The sequence below is a fragment of the Halobacillus yeomjeoni genome (genome assembly GCF_020171525.1).
Classification (GTDB): Bacteria; Bacillota; Bacilli; order Bacillales; family Halobacillaceae; genus Halobacillus; species Halobacillus yeomjeoni.
In genome coordinates this window covers 23,471-49,207 of sequence record NZ_JAIVAI010000002.1, presented here as the reverse complement: position 1 = coordinate 49,207, position 25,737 = coordinate 23,471, and the positions used below count along the sequence as shown (strand labels likewise).

Below are 25,737 nucleotides of genomic sequence, written 5' to 3'. Positions count from 1 at the left end.
AAAGTGCGGGTTTTTATTATTTAATTAGGGGTATGTATAAGTTAATTGTAAAAATATGGTTGAAAGGTGTGTGGAGATGAAAGAAAATCAAACGATTCGGAGCCTCAGGATCAGACATTTCATTCAAATAATAGTTTGGGTGCTGCTGGCAGAAGGGCTGGCCCATTATTTGTTAGTCTCTGATGTATCTAAGAATATTTTTGCTGTGGTCTTAGGTGTTTTATTGGTTGGGGTGGTATTCATTTTCTTCTATCAGAAGAAGACCGGTAAAGTAGTCGGGACGCGCACACATAAAAAAATCATGGAATATGAGCGTGATCGTTTAGGGGAAAAGAAGTGGCAGCGCCAAAGAAACATCGGATTCTCATTTATGGTACTGCTCGCCATTCTTGCTTTTTCAGCGTTATGGTTCCTCGATTTACCGGTGGAAGAAACAGGAAGAAGTGTATTCAGCTACTATATTGGAAGTATCATCGGTGTCAGTGGAGGCTACTGGAGTCGTGCGAAGAAGATCGATCAAAAATCACATGAGGAGAAGGAAAATTACGGCACATGACCAATTGATTTGTTTTATAACTGGAAAACAGGGAAATAGGCAAAAAAGATCGAGTATAAGAGGTGTTGCCTATGTTGTTTTCTGGAACGAAAGTATCAGACCTATCTAAAGCATCTGTATTCACTATTTTAATCGGATTCATCACGATTGGCGTAGCGTTCAATTTGTTCTTTGAATTAGCGGATCAAGTAATGGAAGACGAAAAGTTTCTTATTGATCAATGGGCGATTGATGTCGTTGTAGCCATCCAATCCGGGTGGCTTGATCAAACCTTCACCTGGATTACAGAGACAGGATCTGTATGGTGGATTACGACTGCATCCATTATCCTGGTTGTCTATCTGTTTTTAGGTTCCGCATTCAGCCGTTGGGTGGCGGTTTATTTTATCATCAACATGCTGGGAATCAGCGCTTTGACGAAGCTGCTGAAATTATATTTCGAACGGCAGCGGCCGGAAGTGCTCGCAGAATATGATGGCACGGGCTTCAGCTTTCCGAGCGGTCACTCTACCGGAGCGATCGTGTTCTATGGATTTCTTGTTTATCTCGTAACCATCACTCATTGGAAAAAGTCACTCAAGTGGATCTTGAACAGTTTTCTAGTTTTATTGATTTTAGCTGTCGGATTGAGCCGCGTCTACTTAGGTGTCCATTACCTTACAGATATTCTCGCAGGATTTCTGTTTGGACTGGCCTGGTTGTTCGTATGTATTTCAGCTCTTGAAATGACGCTTTGGAATCAAAGGCGGAGAAGAAAGTAGTTATAGAACCTATGAGAGAGGGTACGTAATTAGTAGAACTGCTAAAGGAGTGAATCGTTGATGTTATTATACATTCTAGCTATATTTCTACCACCTGTTGCTGTTTTATTGACAGGCAAACCGATGAAAGCAATTTTGAACTTGATATTGACGTTGATTTTCTTCGTGCCGGGGGCTGTCCACGCAGCTCTTGTCGTAAAAGATCACTACGCTCATTAAATAAGAAATCCACCTGCAATTGTAGCAGGTGGATTTTTTTGAGTTTGGTCGATAAATGAACTTTTTCGCTGATAAATCCAATTTTCCGCTGATATAATCAGAAAATCGCTGATACCCTATACTCCACGCTTATTTCCCCATACGAGCGCATGTACTTGTGGCAGTACCCGCGCTTGGTTCAATTTCTCTGAAGCGACGGCCTGGTCGATCAGCCATTCGTACTGATCCAATAGATGACTTGCGAGATTCGCAGACTCATCTTCTTCCAAATCATCATTTCCTACCTGCAGGAAGAAAGGAACATCAGGATAACGTTCGTGTACGTCCTCTGCATAACGCATATCTTCTTCATTAAAAATGACCACTTTCAAGCTTGTGTTCCGAAGGCGGCCGGCTTCTTTCAAACGGTGGATGATATCATCCAATATGCTCCAGTTCGTTTTCATTTTCGAACTTGGCGGCTTCGGGGAAATGGTCAAGTCATCAATGGAAGTGAACCAATCCTGCCAGCGGCTTCCCTGTGTTTCAAGAGCCACTTCGACCCCTTGTTCGTGTAGAGGATCGATCAGCTCATGTAAATTTTTCAAAAGCGCAGGGTTTCCTCCTGATATCGTGACGTGGTTGAATTTGTTGCCACCGATGTCATTCAACCGATCAATGATCTCTTCGGCGGTCAATCGTTCGATATCCTCTTTGGCGCTGCCGTCCCATGTAAACGCAGAATCACACCAGGCGCAGCTATAGTCGCACCCGGCCGTCCGGACGAACATCGTTTTCCGGCCGACGACCATTCCTTCTCCCTGGATGGTCGGTCCGAAGATTTCTAATACGGGGTACTTATTCATGTGTTCATCCACTCCCGGCGTGCTTCTGCAAAGCTTGTCGGCGTCTCATACAGTTTGACGAATTCGACACGGCAGTCATTCGGATCGTTTTTCAATGCTTCTTCCATTTTTTCATAAATCCAGACGACCATATTTTCAGCGGTCGTGTTCATTTTTGGCAGTGTATCATTCAAGTAGCGGTGATCAAGGTGGATTTCGATTTGCTCTTTCCAGATTTTCTTGATATCACCGAAGTCCATGACGATTCCGATGTCATCGACGAAACCGCTGATTCCAAAAATGACTTTATACGTATGTCCATGAAGGTTTTTGCATTTTCCTTCATAACAGTGAAGGTGGTGAGCAGCATCGAAAGTGAATTCTTTGCTGACCATTACACGCTTTTTGTGGTATTTCAATTCTTCGCGTTTAATATCCTGATCGATTTTCTGCAAGTTTTCTACAATTGTAAATCCGTACATTACTGCTTCACCTCTTTACGTTTTTCAAGATACGTCTCTAAACCGTTTTGGCGCAGTTCACAGGCAGGGCATTCCCCACATCCATCACCGCGGATGCCGTTGTAGCAGGTGAGTGTTTTTTCACGGACGTATGTGAATGCGTCTAATTCATCCGCCAATTCCCACGTTTCTGCTTTATCGAGCCACATGAGAGGTGTATGAATGACAAATTGATCATCCATAGATAAATTCAAGGTGACATTCAAGGATTTTACAAACACGTCACGGCAGTCAGGGTAACCACTAAAATCTGTTTCACATACACCGGTAATGACGTTTTTCGCGCCGATCTGGTTGGCGACGATGGTTGCAAAAGATAAGAATAATAGATTACGGCCCGGGACGAAGGTGGATGGCAGTTCTCCATTTTCTCCATCTTTCACCTCGATGTCATCACGGGTCAATGCGTTGGGCGCCAGCTGATTCAACAGAGACATATCGAGAATATGATGCTTCAAATCCATGTCATTGGCAATTTCTTTGGCTACTTCTATTTCTTCTTTATGACGCTGGTTATAATCAAACGTCACCAATTCGACGTGATCGAATTTTTTCATTGCCCAGAAAAGGCAGGTCGTACTATCTTGACCGCCGCTGAAAACGACGACTGCTTTATTGTTTTTTTCCATAAAAAAATTCTCCTTTCAATCAAGAAAAAGAGAATTCTACACACCCAAAAACATAAAAAAACCATACCTAAGGCAAGGTATAGTTCCATCCTTAGTTTTTTATAGAGGGTGTCGCTAGAACCTCTCCCGTTATATTTACGGATTTATTATTTTATTATCAGACCAACAGAAATTATAACATGAACGGGGTGAAAAAAGGAAGTATTCATTCGTTATCCTGAATTTGAATATGTTACCATTATCTAAGCATACATAGAGAGGGGAGAGTATGGTGAAAAATAGAATCATAGAAATTGCAGTCGTCGTCATTGCTTTTTCGGGTTGGTTTTTCTTGATGGATTTATCCTATGAAGGCCTGGAAATAGCGAAAGAAAGATTCGATGGCTTATATGTGTACTACTACATATTTACTTCACTGGGAGTTTTATTTGGAATAATGCTGGAATATAAAAAGGTCATTCAGTTATTCAAAGGAAATTGGAAGCTGGATTGGACGTTGCTGTTTTCGGTTTCTCTTCTGATCCTTGCTTTTATTATTTCCCCGTGGAATATATTACAGTGGTTCAGTGCCGATCCTCCATTATTCATTGAAGTCTTTTCTATGCCTCAAACAGAATTGATCCTGCCGATATTAGCAGGTGTTGTACTTGTCAGATCGTTGACCGGAGAAGAAGGGGATCAGCGGTAGTTTGTAAGAAATTGAATAGGATACAGGTTTAGTTAAAAGGCTGCCAGGCATATGGCAGCCTTTTTTGTCTTAGGGTCAGTGAAATTTTAGTCTCATCAATCATGTGAATTCCATAGGAGTTTATTCGTTTTCTGAAGCTACGTTACGTTTTGGTACTTTTGAAACTTCCATATTTCATTAGTACATTCCCTATTAATCACAGAAGAGTGCCCTTAACAAAACAGTTCCTTCAGAGGCGGTTGTTTATAAAAAAATCCCCTCCACCAAAGTGGCGAAGGGAATTATTCATGCATCCTTACTTTAAAGAAGATGTGATTTGTTCGATTTTGTCTTGATTATTTGATTTGAAATCTTGCACCCATCCATCTACCTTAGAATTCCAGTTATTTATCTTCTCGCCAAATCCTTCTTTGTCTTTACCTATTTCTTCAGCGAATTTACTTTCCAAAATATGATAACGATACTCTTCAGATTTGTATTCATATAGGTATTCATCGATTGTTAAATCTAACCCTTTTAGTAAATTCATTAAATCTTCAGGCTTTTCTTCTTTAAAGGTTTTAGAATACTGATCCAAGACTTCTTTCAGTTCAGCATCACTGACTGAAAATCCTTGCTCTTTCGCTTTGTGATAAATCGCTTCTTTTTCAATCAAAGATTCGATGGCTGCTTGACGAGCTTCGCCTGCATTCATTTTTTTGTCTTCCACTTTCATTTCTTGGTTGAAATAAGTGACCTGTTCAATGTTCTTGTGCGTAAGGAATTTCATTTCTTCAACACTTGAAGGCTTTCCGCCAATTGTATCCTCCAGCGAGGACATCACCGCACCGAAGTTCTCCTGCTTGCTGTTCATCAACGAAGCTCCTGCTGCTACAACCAATACCAAGGCAAGAGCACCAAATAAAATAATTTTTTTCTTCAAAATAGAACCTCCTTACAGATTGTTATTACGAAGCATCCACTGGATGTCCAATAGGTTGGACGTTACCAGCTTTCCATACGATGTTGAATTCTGACTCACAAAGATAGTTACTATTAGTTATGTATAAATCATCTGCATCTCGTATTGTATCATCTTCTCAGTTTACCTCTGAATAGAAACGAGAAAGAGATTCAAGCGGTGCAGCACACGCTCAATCAAAAAGAATACATCTATAAGCGTTCTTTCAGGTCGTTTAACTATTAGTTTTCAATTTTAACAATAAATATGATTTTCGAAAGTCAATTTGGAAAGGGGCGTCGAAAAAGCGGCCCCTTACTCGACGACCCGGTACTCCGAATTCAAATAAGTCCCTTTTGATTAAAAGAGAAGATCAACATCAGCTTGATTCATAAATCTCACATTCTTTGAAAAAGAGGGTTGACTTCTTTGAATGCTTTTGTATAATTATAAACATAAACTAATAAAAATACATTCTGTGATGAAGAGAGTACGAATGGTTACGGTGTTCAGCGAGTCAGGGGTGGTGCAAGCCTGGTGATCGATCCTTTCGGAAGCGCACTTCAGAGAAGTTCAGTGAAATTGAGTAGCTAGAACCGGGAGCCCCCGTTATCAGCTTCGAGTTGGTCCAGCAGTCTGGACAATGAGAGTGGCACCGCGGTTCTTGAATAGAGTATCCGTCTCTTACTTTAAGTAGGAGACGGATTTTTTTATGGACATAAATAAGAGGAGGAATAGAAATGACAAAACCAAAGGTTGTATTAGCATATTCAGGTGGATTGGATACATCGATTTCTGTGAAATGGATTCAGGAGAAATACGGGTATGACGTCATCGCGCTGGGGCTTGATGTAGGGGAAGGAAAAGACTTGGAAGCGATTCGTCAAAAAGCACTGGATGTCGGAGCGATCAAAGCGATCATGGTGGATGCGAAAGAGTTACTCGCAGAAAATTATTTGATGCCTGCTTTGAAAGCGAACGCTTTGTACGAAGGGAAGTATCCACTATCTTCAGCTCTATCCCGTCCTTTGATTTCGAAACTTCTCGTTGAAGTGGCAGAACAGGAAGGAGCGGTGGCGGTTGCTCACGGCTGTACCGGGAAAGGAAATGACCAGGTGCGGTTCGAGGTTTCGATACAAGCGCTGAATCCTGATCTTGAAGTCATTGCTCCTGTAAGAGAATGGGGAATGACTCGGGATGAGCAGATTGTGTATGCAGAAGAAAAAGGGATTCCTATTCCAGTGAACCTGGAAAACCCGTTCTCGATCGATGCGAACATTTGGGGGCGTGCTTGTGAAGCCGGGGTGTTGGAAGATCCTTGGAAGGAAGCACCTGAAGCCGCATATGCCTGGACGAATCCGATTGAAGAGACACCGGATCAGCCTGAGATCATTTCCATAGATTTTGTCGAAGGAAAGCCGGTCGCTTTGAACGGCCAGCCGATGGACCTCGTTCCATTGATTGAAAAGTTGAATGATCTTGGCGGAGAGCATGGCGTCGGACGGATCGATCACACCGAAAATCGTCTCGTAGGAATCAAGTCGAGAGAGGTGTATGAAAACCCTGCTGCAATGATTTTGATCAACGCTCATAAAGAGTTGGAGTTCTTGACCCTGACGAGAGAAGTTTCTCAATACAAGGTGAATGTCGATCAGCAATTATCGAAACTCATTTATGACGGTCTATGGTATTCCCCGCTTCAGCCGGCATTGTCTGCATTCGTAGATACGACACAGAAAGTGGTCACAGGTACAGTGAAAGTGAAATTGTTCAAAGGCCATCACACGGTCATCGGTAAGAAATCACCAGTCAGCCTTTATAATGAAAAGCTTTCTACGTATTCCAAAGAAGATGCGTTCGACCATAACGCAGCTGTCGGTTTCATCAAGCTTTGGGGGCTCCCGACCAAAGTGCACGCAGATGTCCACAAAGGGGAAAAATTATTGAATTCAGCGAAGGTGAGCAGTCATGACTAAATTGTGGGGCGGGCGTTTTACAAAACCAACCAATAAGCTGGTCGAAGAGTATACCTCTTCGATCAACTTCGATCAGAAACTTGCCAAGCAGGATATCCAGGGCAGCCTCGCCCATGTCGATATGTTGGGGAAGTGCGGGATCATTTCTCAAAATGAAGTTTCTGATATTAAAAAAGGGTTATCGATCATCGAAGGCAAAATAGAAAAAGGTGAAGTTGAATTTTCTGTCGCGGATGAGGATATCCATATGAATATTGAAAAATTACTGATTGAAGAAATCGGTCCTGTCGGCGGCAAGCTGCACACGGGGAGAAGCCGGAACGATCAGGTGGCGACAGACATGCATTTATACATGCGTGAAAAGACAGAACTGATGGTAGAACTCGTTGAACAAGTGCAATCGGCCTTGCTTCAGCAGGCAGAACAACATGTAGAAACGATTCTTCCGGGCTATACACACCTGCAGCGGGCTCAGCCTATCTCGTTCGGACACCATTTGCTCGCTTATTTCTGGATGTTTGAAAGAGATAAAGAACGCCTGCAGGACAGCTTGAAACGAATCAACTGGTCACCGCTTGGGGCAGCGGCACTTGCAGGGACGCCTTATTCCATCGATCGTGAAATGACAGCAGAAGCGCTTGGGTTTGAAAGGGTCTATCCTAATTCTCTGGATGCGGTCAGTGATCGTGATTTCATTCTCGAATTTTTATCGATTTCTTCTATCATGATCACCCATATTTCACGTCTATCTGAGGAGTTGATTTTGTGGAGCAGTCAGGAGTTCAACTTCGTTGAGCTGGATGACGCCTTTTGCACCGGATCGAGTATCATGCCTCAGAAGAAAAATCCTGATGTACCTGAATTGCTACGTGGAAAGACAGGACGGATTTATGGCAACTTGATGGGACTTTTGACTTTACTGAAAGGTCTGCCTCTCGCTTACAATAAGGATATGCAGGAGGACAAAGAGGGCATGTTCGATACAGCAGAGACTTTGGAAGGAGCACTGTCCCTTTTGGCACCAATGCTGGAGTCAATGGAAGTGAACGTCGGGCAGATGCGTAATGCGGTCAAAGAAGACTACTCCAATGCGACGGATATTGCCGATTATTTAGCTATTAAAGGAATGCCGTTTCGTCAGGCGCATGAAGTGATCGGGCAGATCGTCCTTTATGGAATTCAAAATGAAAAGTATCTGCTCGATTTGACTATCGAAGAGTATCAGCAGTTTTCTGATCTGTTTGAAGAGGACATTTTTGAGAAACTTGCGCCGGAACAGGTGGTGGCTGCGAGAAACAGTCAAGGCGGCACGGGGTTCAAGCAGGTTCATAAGCAAATACAATTAGCTAAGCAATATTTGTAGAGCGGGTGGATTCCACCCGTTTTTTAATTATACTGAGCTCATTTATCAGCGAAAATCTAATTTTATCAGCAAAAAAATATCGACCAAACTGAAGTTAACATGTTTGAGATTTCTCCTGCAGGCTATTATAAAAGTACTGCACTCTTAGATAAGAGAAGGAGGAACGAAGATGAGTAAATATATTGAAGCTTTTTTCAAAAATGAAAATGATGCAGAAAGTGCGAAAGCGGATCTGCAGGCATTGACGGTTGAAAAAGAATTAGTGGAGCCTATTCCAGATGAAACAGAAATGGCCCATGTGGTGCCGGTGGTCAGTTCATCCCATACAGGAGGCGCCTTGAACTTCACTGAGGTGCTTAAGCCAGAGTTTGATAAGGACGGGGCATTATCTGATAAAAGGCATCTCACTCATACTCTTCATTTTTATGTTCAGGAAGAAGAATATGACCGCGCCCTAAGCATAATTGAAAAGCACGAAGGTCATATGCAGAAAATTCACTTGAAAGAAAAGTAAAACAGATGCCTTAACCGGCATCTGTTTTTTTTACATATATAAACTCGCTAAAAAAATCCCGATGGTCTCCTGGTAAATTTCATCGAATTGACTGATAGGCAGCGGGTTCGTGCCTTCCCCGAGTTCAACCGTGAATCCCGGGCGTTCATAAACTTTGATGAACCAGTCTTTGTATCCTGCATAACTGTCGACATATCGAATCGGTTCATACCCGCTGACTCTCCGGAATTCATTGACGATCGTGAAAGCACGTGGAGGTTCTTTTCCTTCATATCCCCAGTAGATGACCTCCCCTTGGGTATGGAAAGCGAGCATCTTTTCAAACTGCCTCGCCTGTGCCAGTTCAGCCATAGCAATCGCTTCCGGCTCCGTCAGAGGCTTTTCGCCTGGAAAGTCTCTATAACGGGGTTTTTTAGGTTTTCGTTCAGCTTCCACTTCCCATTTGGCAGGGAACTGATTGTTCAAGTCGACACCACGGATATTGGCCTTCCATCCTGAAAAATCCTCATTCCCATTGTTGATTCTGAGAGCCTCTTCCCCGAACGGACCCTTGGGCGGCCCTTGAAGCACAAGGTTGACGCCATCCGGATCGACCATGGGGACAATCGATAACGTGACCTGCTCATAATAAGGGCTGACGTCGAGACCACGGATCGGCTCTTTGTTCGTCAAGGCAATCAAGTAATCATTCAAAAACTGCATGATGGTAGCTGTAGTGATCCACTCATTGGCATGGAAGGATCCGTTCCAATGAACGACTTTGGAACCGTGACCGATTTGGAGTTCCAGCAAATCTTTGCCCATCACACTCTGGCCGATTTTTTCCGTACGGATAAACGGGTAGGTATCCAATAATTCTTTTAAGTGTTTCGTCAGAACATCAAAATCATAGGCCTGCCTGCCATCGACGATTCTGAACCCGACTTGGACCGGAATGCGCAAAGTCTGTCCGACCTGTAAATTCCGCGGGCTCTCATTCGGGTTCAACAATGCCAACATGTCAAGAGCCAGTCTCCGCTCACTTGCCAGTCTCCAGAATGTATCTCCTTTTTGCACCTTGTAATAGCTGACCTGGTACCCGGGGATATGAACAGTATCTCCAATCTGAAGAGTTTTCGGATCGGAATCGGGATTGGAGTCTATGATTAATGTCAAAGGCACATTGAAGAGGTTTGAATAATACCAAAATGTATCCCCTTTTCTCACTTGAACCTTCAATGGACCGCCTCCTTACATAAATGTCCTCATACTACTATATGGTGCCATTCGATCATCCATGAACCAGACCGGTAAATATGTGTATAAGGTAATATATGGATATTACTTTAGGCTCATTCTCTAATTAAAAGGATTAATCTGGACGGAATGTGGAATTTGTAATTATGTGGAACAAATATTTCAAAGGAGGTAAACAATGGATCAAGTACAAACAGAAGAACGTCAAGTGACGATGCCGAGAATCGGAGATGATGCACCTGGTTTTCAGGCTGCGACGAACCAAGGGAATATCAAGCTTGAAGACTATAGCGGGAAGTGGCTTGTGTTATTCTCCCACCCGTCTGATTTTACGCCGGTTTGTACGACAGAGTTTGTAGGCCTTCAAGAAATTTATCCGGAATTGAGAAAGATGAATACAGAATTGCTGGGCTTGAGTGTGGACAGCGTTTCTTCACATATCGCCTGGATAAGAAGCATTGAAGAAAATTTTGATACGAACATCGAGTTTCCTGTCATTGCGGATTTGGACAAGGAAGTTGCAATGAAATACGGAATGATCATGCCGGGAGAAAGCCAGGTGGAGACCACTCGTGCGGTTTTTGTCATTGATGATAAACAAAAAATCCGCTCGATCATTTACTATCCACTGACGACCGGACGGAATATGCATGAAATTTTACGGCTTGTCAAAGCGTTACAAACAACGGATGAACATCAAGTATCGACACCAGCCAATTGGCTTGAAGGGGACAAAGGCGTACTGTCACCGCCTAAATCCCAGGAAGAAGCGGCAGAGCGTGCCAAGCGTGACGACATTGAATATATCGACTGGTACATTTCTAAAAAAGAGATCAAATGATGAATCGGCTGCTGTAACAGGCAGCCTTTTTGTTTTTTACATATACAACAGAGCTTACATTCGGGTACAATGAGCAGATAGGTTAAAAAAAGGAAGAAGTGAATAAAGTGAATACAACATTCAAGCAATTAGGCGTACACGCCGATCGTATAGAATTAATGAAAAAGCAGGGGATCGCTCAACCAACCCCCATTCAAGCGCAAGCAATCCCGTCCATCATGGAGGGGGAAGATGTCATCGCTCAAGCTCAGACAGGAACGGGGAAGACATTGGCTTTTTTGCTGCCGATCTTAGAAAAAATCAACCCGGAAGCTGCGGAAGTCCAGGCCTTGGTCGTTACTCCTACAAGAGAGCTGGCTTTGCAGATTACCAAAGAGGTAGAAAAGTTCAAAAGTGAAGACACGAAGGTGCTCGCGGTTTATGGGGGACAAGATGTCGCTAAGCAGGCGAATCGTCTGAAAGGAAACGCTCATATCGTCATCGCCACCCCGGGAAGATTATTGGATCATATAAGAAGAGGGACCGTCTCACTGGATTCGGTTAATCATGTGGTTTTGGATGAAGCGGATCAAATGTTGGAAGCAGGGTTTCTTCCGGATGTACAACAGATTCTCGATGAAACCCCGGGCGAACGACAGACACTGCTTTTTTCAGCGACTATTACAAAAGATGTCCGTTCTCTTGGGAAGAAAATCCTCCGTCAGCCAAAACAGATTGTAGTCGAAGAAGAAAAAGTGACATTGACGAACATCAAGCAGCTGCTTTATGAAACGACGGATCGTGCCAAGCAGGACACTCTGCTTACGATCATGAAGGAACACCGTCCGTTTTTGGCGGTCATTTTCTGCCGGACGAAACGCAGGACAAAAAAATTGCATGATAAGCTTTCCGCCGAAGGCTTTGAAGTCGATGAGCTTCATGGCGACCTTTCTCAGGCCAAACGTGAAAAAGTGATGGAGCGGTTCAGAGAAGCCAAGATCCAATACTTGGTAGCGACTGATGTAGCTGCCCGCGGTTTGGATGTAGAGGGCATTACTCACGTGTTCAATTACGATATTCCGCTGGATGCAGAAAGCTACATTCACCGGATCGGACGGACGGGTCGAGCAGGTGGAAAAGGGTTGGCGATTACGTTTGCCGCTCCAAAAGATCGTCCTTACCTGCGTCAGATTGAAAAAAATATCGACCAGAAAATTGAGCGGCGGTTTATAGACCAACTCTCGCCTGGGAAGGAAAAAGAACCTTCCACTGCCGGAAAGCAAAATATGACGCGCCGAAAAAACAGAAGAAGATAATTACAGTTCATTGCTGCCAGCCTTTTTTAAAAGGGCTGGCTTTTTTATGGAATCAGGACATGAGCCTATTCCATTGAGTATCTTTTTGAAATATGATAAGTTAAAAGAGTAATTCCGAGTTAATTCATAGGAATTATAAACATTAAGGGGCTGGAAGCAGTGGGAATTGAGTTTGTAGATTTATTCGATCAATGGGCGAGTACGTATGATGAGACGGTAGCAGGCAACGATCCGGAGTACAGGGAAGTTTTTTCAGGGTATGATGAAATGCTCGGAAAACTTGCCGGGTTAGCCCAGTCACCGGTAATGGAGTTCGGAGTGGGCACGGCGAATTTGACGCGGAAAATCATTCAACATAATAAAGTCGTATTCGGAATTGAACCTTCCAGGGAAATGAGGAAAATCGCCAAAATCAAATGTCCGGAAGCGGGTATTTATGAAGGGGACTTCTTGAATTATCCGACCCTCGTTGCACCGATTCGCTCGATTGTCAGTTCTTTCGCTTTTCATCATTTGAATTCCGAAGAGAAGAAAGAAGCGATCCGCAATTATAAGGAACTGTTGGAACCTGAGGGAGAAGTCATTTTTATCGATACATTGTTCAAAGATGAATCCTATAAACATACATTGATAAAAAATGCAGAAGAACAAGGTTATTCTAAATTAGCTCAAGATTTGCAGGAAGAATACTACCCTTATCTCGAAGACTTAAAAGAGATGTTTGTGAAAGAAGGGTTTGAGGTTTCATTCCAGCAGTTGAATAAATATGCCTGGTTGATCCGGGCAAAAAAAGGAGAATGAAGACATGACGAAAATGAACGTAGAAAGCTTCAATTTAGATCATACGAAGGTGAAAGCTCCTTATGTCCGTTTAGCTGGTGTAACGGAAGGCACTCATGGAGACAAGATTTATAAATATGATTTACGTATCAAACAACCGAACAAAGAACATATGGAGATGCCTGCACTTCATTCATTGGAACATCTGATGGCAGAAAACAGCCGTAACCACCACGACCGCATCGTGGATGTCGGACCAATGGGATGCCAGACAGGTTTTTATATCGCTGTTTTAAACGATGACAGCTATGACAATATCCTTGAGGTCATCGAAAAGACACTTCAGGACGTATTGGATGCGGAAGAAGTACCTGCCTGCAATGAAGTTCAGTGCGGATGGGCGGCGAGTCACAGCTTAGAAGGTGCCCAGGAACTTGCACAGGAGCTTTTGGAAAAACGTGACGAATGGACGGAAGTGTTTCAATAATCGGAGGGTGATGGATCATGGGTTATGTGCGTAACATCCAAGCGTTGGTCGGTCATACTCCAATGATTGAACTGACTCATTCAAAAATCCCTAATCAGGCGAGGATTTTTGCCAAGCTTGAATTCATGAACCCTGGTGGAAGTGTCAAGGACCGGCTGGGAGTGAAGCTGATTGAAGATGCTGTTGAAAAAGGGAAGCTGAAAGCTGGAGGAACGCTGATTGAACCTACTGCAGGTAATACCGGAATAGGTGTTGCACTGGCAGCCATCGGGAGAGGATTCCAAGTCATTTTTGTTACGCCGGAAAAATTCAGCCGTGAAAAACAGACGTTGATGCGGGCGCTCGGAGCTCAAGTGGTCAACACACCTACGGAAGATGGGATGCGTGGAGCTATTCTTAAAGCCGAGCAGTTATGTGAAGAGATTCCGGGGGCTTTCAGTCTGCAGCAATTCAATAATCAAGCGAACCCGGATACGTATTACGAAACATTGGGTCCTGAAATATATAAGGATATGGATGGGGACATCGATATCTTCCTCGCAGGAGCAGGGACAGGGGGGACCTTCATGGGAACCTCCCGCTACTTGAAGGAGAAAAACGAACGAATCAAGACATGCATCGTCGAACCAGAAGGATCGATTTTAAATGGCGGAGACCCGGGACCACACCGGACAGAAGGGATCGGCATGGAGTTTCTACCTTTTTATATGGATACGAATTATTTCGATAGCATCCACACGATTTCAGACGATGCTGCGTTTAAAAGGGTCAAAGAACTGGCTTTGAATGAAGGTCTGCTTGTGGCAAGCTCATCCGGTGCAGCTTTTGAAGCGGCTTTGATTGAAGCGGAAAACGCTGAGCCGGGAGCGAAAATCGTGACCATTTTTCCAGACAGCAGCGAACGATACTTAAGTCAAGGGATTTACGAGGAGTGAACATATGAGGAAAAAAACACAGCTGATACATGGCGGAATAACAGGAGATGAAAAGACCGGGGCCGTTTCAGTACCGATCTATCAAGTGAGTACGTATGAACAGGACGGCGTAGGACAGCATCGAGGTTACGAATACTCCCGTACAGGGAACCCGACTCGTTTTGCTCTAGAAGAGTTGATCAAAGATTTGGAAGGAGGCCACCGCGGCTTCGCTTTCGGTTCAGGGATGGCGGCCATCACAGCCGTATTGATGACGTTCAACCAGGGGGATCATGTCATTTTCACCGATGACGTGTACGGCGGCACGTATCGTTTAGTGTCGAATGTCATCAACCGATTCGGTCTAGAAGCGACCTTCGTAGACACGAGTGATGTTAAAAACATTGAAGATGCGGTGACGGAGAGTACGAAAGCGATCTATATCGAGACGCCGACCAACCCGCTTTTGAAAATCACGGACCTGCAGAAAGTTTCTGATTTAGCGAAGGATAAGGATTTAAAGTTGATTGTCGATAATACGTTCAGCACTCCTTATTGGCAGAACCCGATTGAATTCGGAGCGGACATCGTCCTTCACAGTGCCACGAAGTATCTCGGCGGACACAGCGATGTCGTAGCAGGACTTGTGGTCGTTAATTCGGAAAAGCTTGCTGAGGATGTCCATTTTATCCTGAATTCTTCGGGAGGCATTCTTGGTCCTCAGGATTCCTGGCTTTTGATGCGGGGAATCAAGACGCTTGGAATTCGTATGGAAGAAATTGAATCGAATACACGTCAGTTTGTTGAATTTCTCGAAGAACTGCCGGAGGTTACGGACATTTATTATCCTGGACTCGCAAATCATCGTGGAAGTGACGTTCACCACAAACAAGCACGAGGAAACGGCGGCATGATTTCCTTTGATGTTGGATCTGGAGAAAAAGCGGATCAGGTGCTTCGAAATGTACGCTATTTCACTCTGGCAGAAAGCTTGGGAGCTGTCGAAAGTTTGATTTCTGTTCCTGCGATGATGACACATGCTTCTATACCTAAAGAACGGCGTGCGGAGTTGGGGATTACAGATGGTCTTGTTCGTGTCTCTATAGGGCTCGAAGATATTGAAGATCTCAAGGAAGACTTTTTACAAGCGTTAAGAAAATAAACGATGAAAGGAGCATCTCAAAGTGAAGGTGCTCCTTTTTGTATACTCAATTAAGGATGAGCCAAACTAAAGGGGAATACCTTTAGGAGTGACTGATATGGATTACACACACTACAAAAAACAATTGGAAGAGCGCAAGCTTGAAATTGAAGAGCGCTTGCTGGAGCAGGGTCGCTACGGATTGGAAAGAGGGTTCGCGAGCGATGTTGCTTCCGGGGAATTATCTCAATACGACAATCACCCCGCTGACTCAGGTACAGAGCTTTATGAACGAGAGAAAGATATTGCCTTATTAGGCCATTTAAAAGAAGAGTTATCCGATATTCAATATTCACTGAAAAAAATGGAAAATGGCACGTACGGAATTTGTGAGAAGACTGGTCGTCCAATCGATCCGGAGCGACTCGAAGCTTTACCGACAGCAAGAACTGTCGCTGAAGCTTCACCAAATCAATCGATTTCTACGGATCGTCCCGCAGAAGAAGACGTCCTCGAAGACATGGAGGACAGTTATGGGAGACAACCTTCACACCCTCATTTCAATGAAGAAAATGCATACGAACGAGTCGCTGCGTTTAATGAAAGCAGTATGGTATATGATGGCTCATCGTTGATGGATAGCGAGGAAGGTGTGGGCTATGTTGAAGACTTCGAGTCATTCGTAGGTACTGATATGAATGGCTATACCGGACCTGACAATGTAGCGTTTCAGCGGAATGAACACTATGAAAAATTCATGGATGAAGCGGATGAACTGGAGCAATAAAGCAGATACCGAATAAAAGGAAAGAGGCGCCTGTTGGGCGCCTCTTTTTAATAGCCGACTTCTATGGCTGCGTTTACGATATACATCAAATCATTCTTATCTTCTTTGTCCTCCAGCAGTATGCCGCTGCTTGTAAGCATGCCGCCTTGAACAACTTCGATATTCACTTCACCATAGGGGATCGCTTTTCTGACTTGTTCATGATCAAGTTGATCATGATCGCAGGGCAGAGCTAATTTGACGTTGATTTTCATATGGTCCAGTGATTGTTCAGGGAGAACCGTACGAATGCCTGGCATGGAATTCGTATGAATCGCATTTTTGATAGCGCGAACAGACGCTTTTGTAATGTTTTGTCCGTGGACGTCCGTTCCCATACCCGTTTGTATGAACATGAGTTGATCCATGTGAAATTCCACCTTTCTTTATTTCACGGCTATTTTAACACATGTATGATCAAGTTGGCTGTTTCGCCGTTTCAAAGGAATGCATCATCCACATGCCGATGTCCCTGAAGCCAAGGCGCTTATAAATTTTACCGGCTGCAGGGTTATCGTAGAATAAACACAACATTTTCCCTTCGTTCAATAATTCTCTGCACAGTCGTGTCATGACCAGACTTGCGTATCCGCGCTTCGTGTGATCGGGATCCGTACAAACGCCTACGATCATGGCTGACATAGAATTTTCAGCTGTAGTGGCGGCGGAGGACAAAATGGTATTGTTTTCTTTCAAGAAGAATATTCTCTTCGATTTACTTTCCAACCCGTTTTTCATAATCTTTTCGATATTTTCATTTTCTCTGAATTCAGGAATTTTTTTTCGTAAGGCAAGGATGTCCGGTATGTTTTCAATTCCAGCAAGCTGGACCGTGTCCAGTTCCAATGTTTCATCTAAATTTTGAGGGTCTTCACATTTTGCATAATAAAGTTCCCTCGTAGCGGATGAAGATCGTTTGATGTAGGGAAGGATCTGTTCTGTCATCGACTTGAGTCCGGATAATTCATTGGAACGAGGATCTTTGTTGATGATGTCGGCAAATCCTTCAGCATCAAAAGGTCCTTCGGCATAGCAGATATAATTCCCATGGTATTTCAACAAGATGCCTGTCAATCGGCCCGTCTCATCAAAATTTCCCCACAATTTTTGAAATGGTTCATTGAAACCGAAATTCTCAATATCTCCAATGATGAATAAGTTCTCTGCAGGTTTGTTCGATAACAATTGGAAGCAAATCGCTTCATCTTCTTCGCACAAGCGTCGAATCATACTAACCCCTCCTACAATAAATAACATTCATTGTACCAGAATTTTCCGACAATACAACCGTTCCTTTTCAAAAATATCTTTTGATTTCCTTTAGTTTTGTTATTTTAGGTAAAACTAAGAGGCAGAGGAGGGATCAGGATTGAAGCATCTATGTTCAATCATCTTAAGCTTATTAATTATTGGAAATACAATCAATGTGGAAGCAGAAAGCCTTTATAAAATCAGACATAAAGATAAAATCACTCAAGATTGGGAAATACACGTCGACTATCCGCTGTTCGAACATCTCAAAAACAAAACCTTGCAGGAAGAAGTGAACCGGGAAATCGTTCAGAAACTTGAGCACACATTCAGAAATATCAGGAGAGAAGCAAGTGAATTTGTAGGTTTTCCTGTGTTGTACTATGAAGAATCCACCGTTTATAAGCAGGACGATTATTATTCCGTAGTGATGAATACGAGTATCACACGAGGTGAACAGTATCATTCGACTGTCTCATCCGTGAATTTCATTGATTCTGCAGATGGGAAAATTACTTCTTTAAAGGATCTCGTCCATATGGACATATTGAATGGAGAAGTGAGAAAAGTGATGGCCCAGGACAGGGATACGTTTTTATACCATAAGTTCAATGGTGTAAGGGAAAATACAGCCTTTTACATTACGGAAGGACAGCTTGTCCTTGTTTTCAACAAATATGAAGTCGCTGCAGGCGTCCACGGCAACCCGGAAATACGGATTGAGTTGAAACGTGTATTGAAAAAAGAGGATGCAGGGGAAACATATGCACCTTTTCCGATAATCACATAATTATTCACAACACTATTCCTTTCAGATCAACATATGCACAATTATATCCACAATATCCACAATCAAAAGCAGTGAGTTTATAAACAATGGGTGAAAATACCAATCTCAATAGTGTCAAAGGTTTTGTGAGTTTATCAACACTGTGCACAGTGTTGTGGATAATTAATTGGTTTCAGTGGATATAACGATTTTTTTCAAGCTCGCTCGTCTGGGGTGGCGGTTTTGGTAACCTTTTTATCAGAGTATGGGAGGGAAGGGAAAACAGTCCGCTTTCCGTGGGGAACGGTGAGCCTCTTCGAACTCCGTTCTCCGGGGTCTCACCTTGTTCCTTTTCCCGCAGGAGTCTACCTGTTTTCCCTTCCCTCCCATTCGTAGGTGGTATAAAGGAGTTTTCTATTAAAAGGTATACGGTCATTTTGTTCCACCCATTTTGAGGAGGGCATGGGAATATCGAGACTCCAGTGGGATATAGGAACATCGTGAGACCCCGGAAGGCTTCAGCCTGAGGAGACGCACGGTACCCCTCGGAAAGCGAGTCATTCCCAAGGCAGACTCACTAAGAATACGTTTACGTGAAGAGTTGATACAAGCTCACAAGTGGAATAACAAAACATGCCAATACAAAAAAAGAAGCATAAGCGCATGCTTATGCTTCCAATGCTTCTTCGTTCTGAGACTGGTCACCGTAGTAATGGAACAAATATTGCTCTTTCGTAATTACAAATAAATCATATACATCTTCAATCCGGTTTACCCAAGCGTGGATGTCAGGGTAGGAGAAGTTGGCAGAACTGACATAAGGAATTTTAAGAGCGGCTTTCATCGAGCGTTGGTTCGTGCGGCGGATTTTCATGAAAATCGCTTCAATATTCAAATGGAAGAAGAGCTCTTCAAAAAATGCCTCTTTCGCTATTTTATTATACCCTTTCCCGAAATACGGCTTGCCGATCCAAGTGGCAAGGAATCCTTTGTTGTCCTGGACGTCAAAAAGGTTGATCGTTCCGATCGGCTGCTCCCACTCATCAAGGATGGTACGTGAAATCAATTCACCCCGATCTTCTGCTTCTATGGTTTGTTTAGTCACGAAGTAAAACTCATCTGTCGAAGAAGCTTTGTGGCGGACATAAGGAAAAACTTCCGGGTGGCTCATCAACTCGTATAAAACCGGGGCTTCGTGTAAATCACGTTTTTTCAGCATAAAAAATCCCTCCTTGATGTTAGGAGGGTGGCCGAACGCGCGCAAAAAGGCAAACGCCACGCCGGTAGTTGGTCCGGACCACCCTCGAATTTTTATCAAAAGCTCACAAAAATTCGGGGTGGGAATCGAACCCACTAGAACCAGTATAAACTGGTGGCGCACCATTTGCCTTCCCTGTACCATAAACGTTTACAGTAACAACTACCTTTATCATAATCGATTTTGCTGAAAATGTGAATAAAATTTTTCGTACTTCTGCTAGAAATTTTTGGGGTCTGCATCAAGCTTTTGTACGGTCGGTTAATACTGTATATACGGCTAACCGTTCCAAATATCCCCCTGCACTTTTATCATAAGTCCCTGTACACGTAATCAGGTTAAGTGCTTTTTTATTTGTCGGTCCGAAAAGCTTTCGGATGGGTGCTTGATCGACGGGGTAGGCGACGACCTCCTGCACCGTGTAGGTGAGTCTGTTTCCTTTTTTATCATAGACATGAAGTTCATCTCCGGATTGAAGCTTTTTTAGGTCGAAAAATACGGCAGGACCATATTGACCATCCACGTGACCGGCGATGACGGCATTTCCTCTGCGGCCTGGTTCTGTCCCGGGTTCAAACCATCCTACGTCAGTGACGCTGTCAGGAACGGCCATTCCACCGTCTTTTGTATACCCTTTGGCTTGAACTTTTGCATCCACCTCGATAGAAGGAATGACGATTCGATCTGGACGGATTCCTGTACCGTCATTTTCTCCGACGACTGTTGCGGGTGTATAGTTCTTTTTGATGGGAGCGGACTCAAGATCATCCTTGACCCATTCGGTGCCAATATTTGTGACTTCCGTGTTTTTTGGTGATGAAGAAGAAAGAACCCTGGCTTCCTTAGCGGGTTCATCTTTAAGCAATTGGAAGCTTACGATAAATACGAGGAAGCCCAGGGTTACAGGAAACCATATCTTTTTCATTGTTTACGCTTCTGAACGTCTGCGGAAAATCACGAAGCCAGCGCCCATTGCAGCTAGTCCAAGAGCAGTCGCTGCTAGTAAAGCGTTGGAATCATTGGCACCACCGAAGCCTGTTTTAGGCATGGAAGTCGGCATCGCAGCAGAGTCTTCAAGCAATAGAACTTCAGGGTTGTCAGCCGTTCCTACAGCAAACGCACTATAAACCTTACTGCCTTCTAATGTCGTTCCAGAAAGGTCGATCAACTGTGTGCCGTCTGTTGTGCGGACTTCCAGATCATACGTACCCGGGTCAAGTTCTTTGTAGTCTGTAACCATCGGGAATTCAGCGCCAGAGAAGATCGCATCTCTACCGACCAAACCTACGTCAACCGCAGGTGCACCTGGAATGAAGTGGCCTACGCGTACTTTAGATTTTCCTTCAGCAGCTTCCATAGAATCCTGGATCGCCTTTAACTCAAGGTTTTCCAACGTGTTGATGGCAGCGGCAGTATAAGCCATTCCAGCCTCAACGTTCACGTTCGCAGAGATGACCGGATCCTGGCTGCCTTTCGTACCAGCAGCATAAATTTCTACTTGGTGCTCTCCGGCTGGTAGTTCCATATAGTCAGTTGCGGCTTTGAATTCAGCGCCTTCGACAACAGCGTTTCCATCGACATATACATCTACAGCTGGAGCATCAGGTGAAGCGTGAAGGCCACGGACCTTGGCCATATCAGCGTGATCTTTCGCAAACACGGATGGAGCAAACATTCCCAAAATCAATACAACAGCAGATAATGAAGCTAATAATTTTTTCATTTTCCCACTCCTTAAGTATTATGTTTTGAAAACCAACACAGGTGGCAGATGGACGAATATTTTGTTTTGTTTTTGTTTAAAGGTTGCGCAACCTTTGTACAACTATAATATTCACCTTTTTAAATAATTTCAAACCTTAAAACTCTCTTAATGTGCTGAACATAAAAAACACCGGTGCTATTCCCGGTGTTATCCTCTGTATTATTCTTGAAAATAGACCATGTTTCCGTCAATCATCGTCCATATCGGTTTGGACATGAACTCGAACGGATGACCACTCCACAGTACAAGGTCTGCGTCTTTTCCTTTTTCAATCGAACCGACTCGATCATCGACACCTAAGTTTTTAGCGGGAATAATCGTGATGCCTCTCAAAGCATCTTCGATTTCCATCCCTTCTCTAGCAGCTAGAGCCGCACAGATGTTCAAGTATTGTATCGGCGTATAAGGGTGATCGGTCGTTATCGACACTTTGATTCCATGATCGTGGAGAATTTTATAAGTCTGCCACGTCTTGTTCCTCAGTTCAATTTTGGAAGCTCGTGTGAATGTAGGGCCGACAGAAACTTGGAGTCCTCTTCCTGAGAGTTCTTCTGCAATCAAGTGACCCTCAGTACAATGCTCGATTCGTAAATCCAGGTTGAATTCTTCAGCGAACCGGATGGCAGTGACGATATCATCTGCGCGGTGCGCATGAATCCTGACTGGGATTTCTCTGTTCAACGCTTTTAAAATCGGTTTGGCACGTAAGTCCGGTTCAGGGTCGTGCATCGCTGCATAAAACGTTTCCCTCAATGTGCCCATGATTCCGAGTCTCGTTATGGAAGCATTCTTGGATTGAGAATGGATGCGTTTCGGATTTTCACCTAAAGCAAGTTTTAGGCCTGCTGTCTCTTTCACGATCATTTCGTTGATCGTGTGACCGACTGTTTTGATGACTGATGTCATTCCTCCGATCATGTTGGCACTTCCCGGCATGATATGAGCTGTCGTGACCCCGGCTTTCCTGGCATTAAAGAATGCGGGGTCGAGGGGGTGGGCACCGTCAATGGCTCGTAAGTGAGGCGTAACCGCTTCAATCGTTTCGTTGGCATCACTGCCTGCCCATCCCGTCCCTTCATCATAAAGTCCAAGGTGGGTGTGGACATCGACAAAGCCCGGATAGAGATGGAATCCCTTCCCGTCTATATATTCTGCCTGTTCCGGCAGAGGAATTTCCGTTCCATAATCATGAATCTTTCCATCTACGATATGGACCTTACCATCAGAGATGGATGGTGACGTGATGGGGTGAAGGGTTACATTGGTAATGACGGTGTTCATAATGCATACAGCCTTTCTTTTTTCGTGTTATTCTTATTATACTTTTTTTTCGATCAAGGAACATAAAAAGAGTGAAGCTTTTTATAAAACTTCACTCTTACTTTTTATTTCACTAAAATGGATTCCAATGCCGTTTTTAATTCAGGGTAGCGGAAATGATATCCTCGGGTCGTCGCTTTTTTAGGAACAACGCACTGCCCATTCAAAAGAAGCGTGCTCATATCTCCGAGGGCGATTTTCAAAGCGAAGGCTGGAGCAGGAATCCAATGAGGTCGATTCAATACATCACTTAAAATTTTGCCGAAATCTTTATTTCTTTTCGGTTCAGGTGCTGTTCCATTCAGCGGCCCTTCGATTTCCTTATGATGAATGGCAAAATCGATTAATCCGACGACATCCTGGATATGAACCCACGACATCCATTGTTCTCCGGAACCCAGATTCCCTCCGATCATCATTTTGTATGGAAGGATCATTTTTGGCAGAGCTCCTTCTTCACCCAGTATGATCCCGAAACGGACATAAACAGTACGGAGGCCTTTTTCAACAGCTTGAGAGGCACGGTCTTCCCATTGAGTAACGACGTTGGCAAGGAAATCGTTACCTGGAGTAGTCGTTTCCTCTGTAAAAGTTTTAGTTTTTGATTGACCATAGTAACCGACAGCTGAAGCGTTGACGAGGACTTCGGGCTTCTTTGGTAATCGATCGATCAAATCCAGCACTCCCTGGGTTGCATCGAGGCGGCTGTTCAAAATGGATTTCTTACGTTCTTCTGTCCACCTACCGCTATTCAGCGATTCTCCTGCCAGATTGACGATGGCATCAATGTGAGGCAGATGTTCGGACGGGTCATATTCCTCTTTCAACCAGCCCACGTAAGTGACGGAACCTGTGTTTTCCTTATTTTCCGGGCTCCTGGTAAGTATGTAGACATGATGTCCCTCACGTACCAACGTCTCAGTCAAATGTCGACCGACAAATCCTGTTCCACCTGTAACAACTATATTCATATGATTTTCCTCCTTCAACGATTATCATGAATGACATGGGTCGGTGCTCACATGCTACAATAAATATTAAAAAGGGGTGGACCATGATGGCAAAACTGACAAAAATCACGACGCAAAAAAAGCATAAGAATCGGTACAATATCTTTTTGGACAGAGGCCAGGGGGAAGCCTACGGGTTTAGTGTGGACGAAGATGTCTTAATTAAGTACCGTCTGCAAAAAAATATGGAACTGGATGATGCCACGATCGAGGCTTTGATCCAAACAGATACCTTACATAAATCCTATACCCTTGCAATCAATTATTTAAGCTATCGGATGCGCTCTGAAAAGGAAATCAGGGATTATTTGAGCGAGAAAGAAGTGGATCCGGAACATATAGATGAAATCGTAAAGCGCTTATACGATGAGAAGTTTTTAGATGATCAGGAGTTTGCCAATTCACTTGTCCGCACAAGAATCATGACTTCTAGTAAAGGTCCGCTGCTTTTGAAGAAAGAACTGTTGGAAAAAGGTGTGAGTGCCCAGCAGGCAGAAGAAGCTCTCACACATTTCAGTTTTGATAAACAATATGAAAAAGCTCGGAAGTTCGCGGAGAAGAAATTGAAGAATAGCGGGAAAAAATCATTCCGGCAGCAACTTCAAAACCTACAGCAGACATTGATGCAGAAAGGGTATGGAGGAGAGATCATCCAAGAAGTAATCGCCAATCTTCCGGTGGATGAAGAGGAAGATCAGGAGTGGGAAGCGGCCGTATACCAAGGAGAGAAGTTACTAAGGAAGTTTGAGCGCAAGGCGGAAGGGTTTGAGTTGAAGCAAAAAATCAAGCAGGGGATGTATCGGAAAGGATTCTCTTTTGATCTCATCGATCGCTTCCTTGATGAATATTGTGAGGAATGAGTATTTTATAAGTTCAGGTATTCAATAATAGAAGATGAAAAAGACTGAGCATTGAAAGCTCAGTCTTTTTTCATCAAAGTAATCCTTTTTTCTCTAAATCTTCTATCGCCTCATGGACATGATCCACAATAGTGTTGGCTTTTCGCTTTACATCATCATGGGCTGTGGACATGGCATAACTGTGAGGAGTGAGCTCGAACATTGCGATGTCGTTGAATGAGTCACCGACACATGCGATTTCTTCAGGATTTACATCCAGTTCTTTCATCAAGGAACGAAGACCGTTTCCTTTGTTGATGGCTTTAGGCATGACGTCGACACAAGTTTCATGAGAAATGAAGCTGTCGATTTCATCAACGAAATGGCTGTCAATTCTTTTGAAAGCATCCATCACCTCATTTTCATGTCCGTGCAGCGTTATTTTTGATGGTGCAATTGCAGCTCCGAATTGATCGACCATATCTGGGGCAACGATAATATCATGGAATAAATGCTGGGAGATAAAGTCGATCCATTCATTGTGTTCTTCCGTGTACGTTTTATCTGCTGTGGACACGGTTTTGACTAAAGGTTCGCTTTCAATTGCGGCCATAACCTTTCTGGCTAAAGCACCATCAAATGTTTTAGAGTATATATGCTCGTGATTTGAATCATATACAAATGCGCCATTCTGGCTGACTCTGTGTGCAGGTACACCTACACGCTTCATGACCTCCTGAATTTCATGGTCCATTCGACCAGAGGCAACAGTGATTGGGACATTGCGGTTAACGATATCGTGAATCGCATCTATATCTTCATTCTTTATGAAATGGTCCATGTCGAGTAATGTACCATCCAAGTCACTGACAAATAATTTAATCATGGAAGAAGATCTCCTTTCAATCTTTCATCTCTTTCTTTTTTTCACACCTGAAGGATTATACACCACGTGAGCGCTTTCACACAAAAAGAAACACTTCATTACAGGTGTAAACCTCTTGTAAAATCTGC

General features: G+C 43.6%; 29 protein-coding genes, 1 riboswitch and 1 other annotated feature. Of the genes, 16 read left to right on the top strand and 13 right to left on the bottom strand.

Translation table 11 applies throughout. The features are described 5' to 3' along the window. The first annotated feature begins 76 nt into the window (after positions 1-76). The 3 genes from LCL89_RS08390 to LCL89_RS08380 all read left to right on the top strand — a co-directional run bounded on the left by LCL89_RS08390 (position 77) and on the right by LCL89_RS08380 (position 1,536). Positions 77-556: a hypothetical protein gene (locus tag LCL89_RS08390; RefSeq protein ID WP_224809710.1), complete on the top strand. Its 480-nt coding sequence runs from the start codon at positions 77-79 to the stop codon at positions 554-556. A gap of 71 nt (positions 557-627) precedes the next feature. Then, positions 628-1,317, top strand: coding sequence for a phosphatase PAP2 family protein (locus LCL89_RS08385; protein ID WP_224809709.1), 690 nt, complete (start codon positions 628-630; stop codon positions 1,315-1,317). Positions 1,318-1,377: 60 nt separating this feature from the next. Further along, a complete protein-coding gene (locus LCL89_RS08380) occupies positions 1,378-1,536 on the top strand; it encodes a YqaE/Pmp3 family membrane protein (protein WP_197317785.1) in 159 nt (52 codons plus the stop codon). A gap of 116 nt (positions 1,537-1,652) precedes the next feature. Here the strand turns inward: LCL89_RS08380 and queE are convergent, their stop codons facing one another. Genes queE through queC form a run of 3 tightly spaced genes read right to left on the bottom strand, consistent with a single transcriptional unit; the run spans position 1,653 to position 3,510 of the window. Continuing rightward, complete coding sequence (gene queE, locus LCL89_RS08375) at positions 1,653-2,381, bottom strand: 7-carboxy-7-deazaguanine synthase QueE (RefSeq protein ID WP_224809708.1); 729 nt, start codon at positions 2,379-2,381, stop codon at positions 1,653-1,655. After that, positions 2,378-2,842 carry a 6-carboxytetrahydropterin synthase QueD gene (gene queD, locus LCL89_RS08370; protein WP_224809706.1) on the bottom strand — a complete coding sequence of 155 codons (465 nt, stop codon included), beginning with the start codon at positions 2,840-2,842 and terminating at the stop codon, positions 2,378-2,380. The genes queE and queD overlap by 4 nt, the downstream gene beginning before the upstream one ends. Beyond that, entirely contained in the window at positions 2,842-3,510 is a 669-nt protein-coding gene (gene queC / locus LCL89_RS08365; protein ID WP_224809704.1) for a 7-cyano-7-deazaguanine synthase QueC, read from the bottom strand. Before queC ends, queD begins: the two co-directional genes overlap by 1 nt. An 85-nt stretch (positions 3,511-3,595) precedes the next feature. Beyond that, positions 3,596-3,640: riboswitch (PreQ1 riboswitch) on the bottom strand. Positions 3,641-3,778: 138 nt separating this feature from the next. On the opposite strand from queC, the gene LCL89_RS08360 reads away from it, so the two are divergent. After that, positions 3,779-4,198 carry a hypothetical protein gene (locus LCL89_RS08360; protein ID WP_224809693.1) on the top strand — a complete coding sequence of 140 codons (420 nt, stop codon included), beginning with the start codon at positions 3,779-3,781 and terminating at the stop codon, positions 4,196-4,198. A 295-nt stretch (positions 4,199-4,493) separates the two neighbouring features. Here LCL89_RS08360 and LCL89_RS08355 read toward each other — a convergent pair whose 3' ends face one another. Next, positions 4,494-5,120 carry a SurA N-terminal domain-containing protein gene (locus LCL89_RS08355; RefSeq protein WP_224809691.1) on the bottom strand — a complete coding sequence of 209 codons (627 nt, stop codon included), beginning with the start codon at positions 5,118-5,120 and terminating at the stop codon, positions 4,494-4,496. A gap of 487 nt (positions 5,121-5,607) precedes the next feature. Further along, positions 5,608-5,826 (top strand) — a binding site (T-box leader). A gap of 52 nt (positions 5,827-5,878) precedes the next feature. Between LCL89_RS08355 and LCL89_RS08350 the strand changes: the two genes are divergently transcribed. The 3 genes from LCL89_RS08350 to LCL89_RS08340 all read left to right on the top strand — a co-directional run bounded on the left by LCL89_RS08350 (position 5,879) and on the right by LCL89_RS08340 (position 8,991). Next, a complete protein-coding gene (locus LCL89_RS08350) occupies positions 5,879-7,114 on the top strand; it encodes an argininosuccinate synthase (RefSeq protein ID WP_197317780.1) in 1,236 nt (411 codons plus the stop codon). Next, the gene (gene argH, locus LCL89_RS08345; protein WP_224809690.1) at positions 7,107-8,477 is read left to right on the top strand and encodes an argininosuccinate lyase; all 1,371 of its coding nucleotides are present in this window, start codon (positions 7,107-7,109) and stop codon (positions 8,475-8,477) included. Before LCL89_RS08350 ends, argH begins: the two co-directional genes overlap by 8 nt. Before the next feature lie 169 nt (positions 8,478-8,646). Continuing rightward, positions 8,647-8,991 (top strand): hypothetical protein, encoded by a 345-nt coding sequence (locus LCL89_RS08340; protein WP_224809688.1) that lies wholly within the window; start codon positions 8,647-8,649, stop codon positions 8,989-8,991. Positions 8,992-9,021: 30 nt separating this feature from the next. Here the strand turns inward: LCL89_RS08340 and LCL89_RS08335 are convergent, their stop codons facing one another. Continuing rightward, positions 9,022-10,209: a M14 family metallopeptidase gene (locus tag LCL89_RS08335; RefSeq protein WP_224809686.1), complete on the bottom strand. Its 1,188-nt coding sequence runs from the start codon at positions 10,207-10,209 to the stop codon at positions 9,022-9,024. Positions 10,210-10,405: 196 nt separating this feature from the next. Here LCL89_RS08335 and LCL89_RS08330 point away from each other — a divergent pair, with 196 nt between their 5' ends. From LCL89_RS08330 to LCL89_RS08300, 7 genes are all read left to right on the top strand, one after another. Continuing rightward, a complete protein-coding gene (locus tag LCL89_RS08330) occupies positions 10,406-11,068 on the top strand; it encodes a peroxiredoxin (protein ID WP_224809684.1) in 663 nt (220 codons plus the stop codon). 158 nt (positions 11,069-11,226) lie between these two features. Next, positions 11,227-12,363: a DEAD/DEAH box helicase gene (locus LCL89_RS08325; protein ID WP_224810049.1), complete on the top strand. Its 1,137-nt coding sequence runs from the start codon at positions 11,227-11,229 to the stop codon at positions 12,361-12,363. 159 nt (positions 12,364-12,522) lie between these two features. Next, a complete protein-coding gene (locus LCL89_RS08320; protein ID WP_224809682.1) occupies positions 12,523-13,164 on the top strand; it encodes a class I SAM-dependent DNA methyltransferase in 642 nt (213 codons plus the stop codon). 4 nt (positions 13,165-13,168) lie between these two features. Further along, positions 13,169-13,630 carry an S-ribosylhomocysteine lyase gene (locus tag LCL89_RS08315; RefSeq protein WP_224809680.1) on the top strand — a complete coding sequence of 154 codons (462 nt, stop codon included), beginning with the start codon at positions 13,169-13,171 and terminating at the stop codon, positions 13,628-13,630. A 17-nt stretch (positions 13,631-13,647) separates the two neighbouring features. Continuing rightward, positions 13,648-14,565: a PLP-dependent cysteine synthase family protein gene (locus LCL89_RS08310; RefSeq protein WP_224809678.1), complete on the top strand. Its 918-nt coding sequence runs from the start codon at positions 13,648-13,650 to the stop codon at positions 14,563-14,565. A 4-nt stretch (positions 14,566-14,569) separates the two neighbouring features. After that, positions 14,570-15,706: a bifunctional cystathionine gamma-lyase/homocysteine desulfhydrase gene (locus LCL89_RS08305; protein WP_224809676.1), complete on the top strand. Its 1,137-nt coding sequence runs from the start codon at positions 14,570-14,572 to the stop codon at positions 15,704-15,706. A 97-nt stretch (positions 15,707-15,803) separates the two neighbouring features. Further along, positions 15,804-16,472, top strand: coding sequence for a TraR/DksA C4-type zinc finger protein (locus tag LCL89_RS08300; RefSeq protein WP_224809674.1), 669 nt, complete (start codon positions 15,804-15,806; stop codon positions 16,470-16,472). 47 nt (positions 16,473-16,519) lie between these two features. Here LCL89_RS08300 and LCL89_RS08295 read toward each other — a convergent pair whose 3' ends face one another. Both LCL89_RS08295 and LCL89_RS08290 read right to left on the bottom strand, forming a co-directional pair. Further along, a complete protein-coding gene (locus tag LCL89_RS08295) occupies positions 16,520-16,879 on the bottom strand; it encodes a Lin0512 family protein (protein WP_224809672.1) in 360 nt (119 codons plus the stop codon). Between the two features lie 49 nt (positions 16,880-16,928). Next, positions 16,929-17,741, bottom strand: a complete 813-nt coding sequence (locus LCL89_RS08290) for a GNAT family N-acetyltransferase (RefSeq protein ID WP_224809670.1) — start codon at positions 17,739-17,741, stop codon at positions 16,929-16,931. Between the two features lie 139 nt (positions 17,742-17,880). Here LCL89_RS08290 and LCL89_RS08285 point away from each other — a divergent pair, with 139 nt between their 5' ends. Continuing rightward, positions 17,881-18,552, top strand: coding sequence for an RsiV family protein (locus LCL89_RS08285; protein WP_224809668.1), 672 nt, complete (start codon positions 17,881-17,883; stop codon positions 18,550-18,552). A gap of 646 nt (positions 18,553-19,198) precedes the next feature. Here the strand turns inward: LCL89_RS08285 and LCL89_RS08280 are convergent. The 5 genes from LCL89_RS08280 to LCL89_RS08260 all read right to left on the bottom strand — a co-directional run bounded on the left by LCL89_RS08280 (position 19,199) and on the right by LCL89_RS08260 (position 23,845). Then, positions 19,199-19,750 carry a GNAT family N-acetyltransferase gene (locus tag LCL89_RS08280; RefSeq protein ID WP_197317767.1) on the bottom strand — a complete coding sequence of 184 codons (552 nt, stop codon included), beginning with the start codon at positions 19,748-19,750 and terminating at the stop codon, positions 19,199-19,201. Between the two features lie 280 nt (positions 19,751-20,030). Beyond that, positions 20,031-20,714, bottom strand: coding sequence for a class F sortase (locus LCL89_RS08275; RefSeq protein ID WP_224809666.1), 684 nt, complete (start codon positions 20,712-20,714; stop codon positions 20,031-20,033). A 3-nt stretch (positions 20,715-20,717) separates the two neighbouring features. Beyond that, positions 20,718-21,512 (bottom strand): DUF4397 domain-containing protein, encoded by a 795-nt coding sequence (locus LCL89_RS08270; RefSeq protein WP_224809664.1) that lies wholly within the window; start codon positions 21,510-21,512, stop codon positions 20,718-20,720. Between the two features lie 201 nt (positions 21,513-21,713). After that, the gene (locus LCL89_RS08265) at positions 21,714-22,835 is read right to left on the bottom strand and encodes an amidohydrolase (protein ID WP_224809662.1); all 1,122 of its coding nucleotides are present in this window, start codon (positions 22,833-22,835) and stop codon (positions 21,714-21,716) included. 104 nt (positions 22,836-22,939) lie between these two features. Next, a complete protein-coding gene (locus LCL89_RS08260; RefSeq protein WP_224809661.1) occupies positions 22,940-23,845 on the bottom strand; it encodes a TIGR01777 family oxidoreductase in 906 nt (301 codons plus the stop codon). A gap of 86 nt (positions 23,846-23,931) precedes the next feature. Between LCL89_RS08260 and recX the strand changes: the two genes are divergently transcribed. Continuing rightward, the gene (recX, locus tag LCL89_RS08255) at positions 23,932-24,744 is read left to right on the top strand and encodes a recombination regulator RecX (RefSeq protein ID WP_224809660.1); all 813 of its coding nucleotides are present in this window, start codon (positions 23,932-23,934) and stop codon (positions 24,742-24,744) included. A gap of 73 nt (positions 24,745-24,817) precedes the next feature. Here the strand turns inward: recX and LCL89_RS08250 are convergent, their stop codons facing one another. Then, on the bottom strand, positions 24,818-25,609 hold the full coding sequence (locus LCL89_RS08250) for an HAD family hydrolase (protein ID WP_224809659.1): 792 nt from the start codon (positions 25,607-25,609) through the stop codon (positions 24,818-24,820). Between the last annotated feature and the right edge of the window lie 128 nt (positions 25,610-25,737).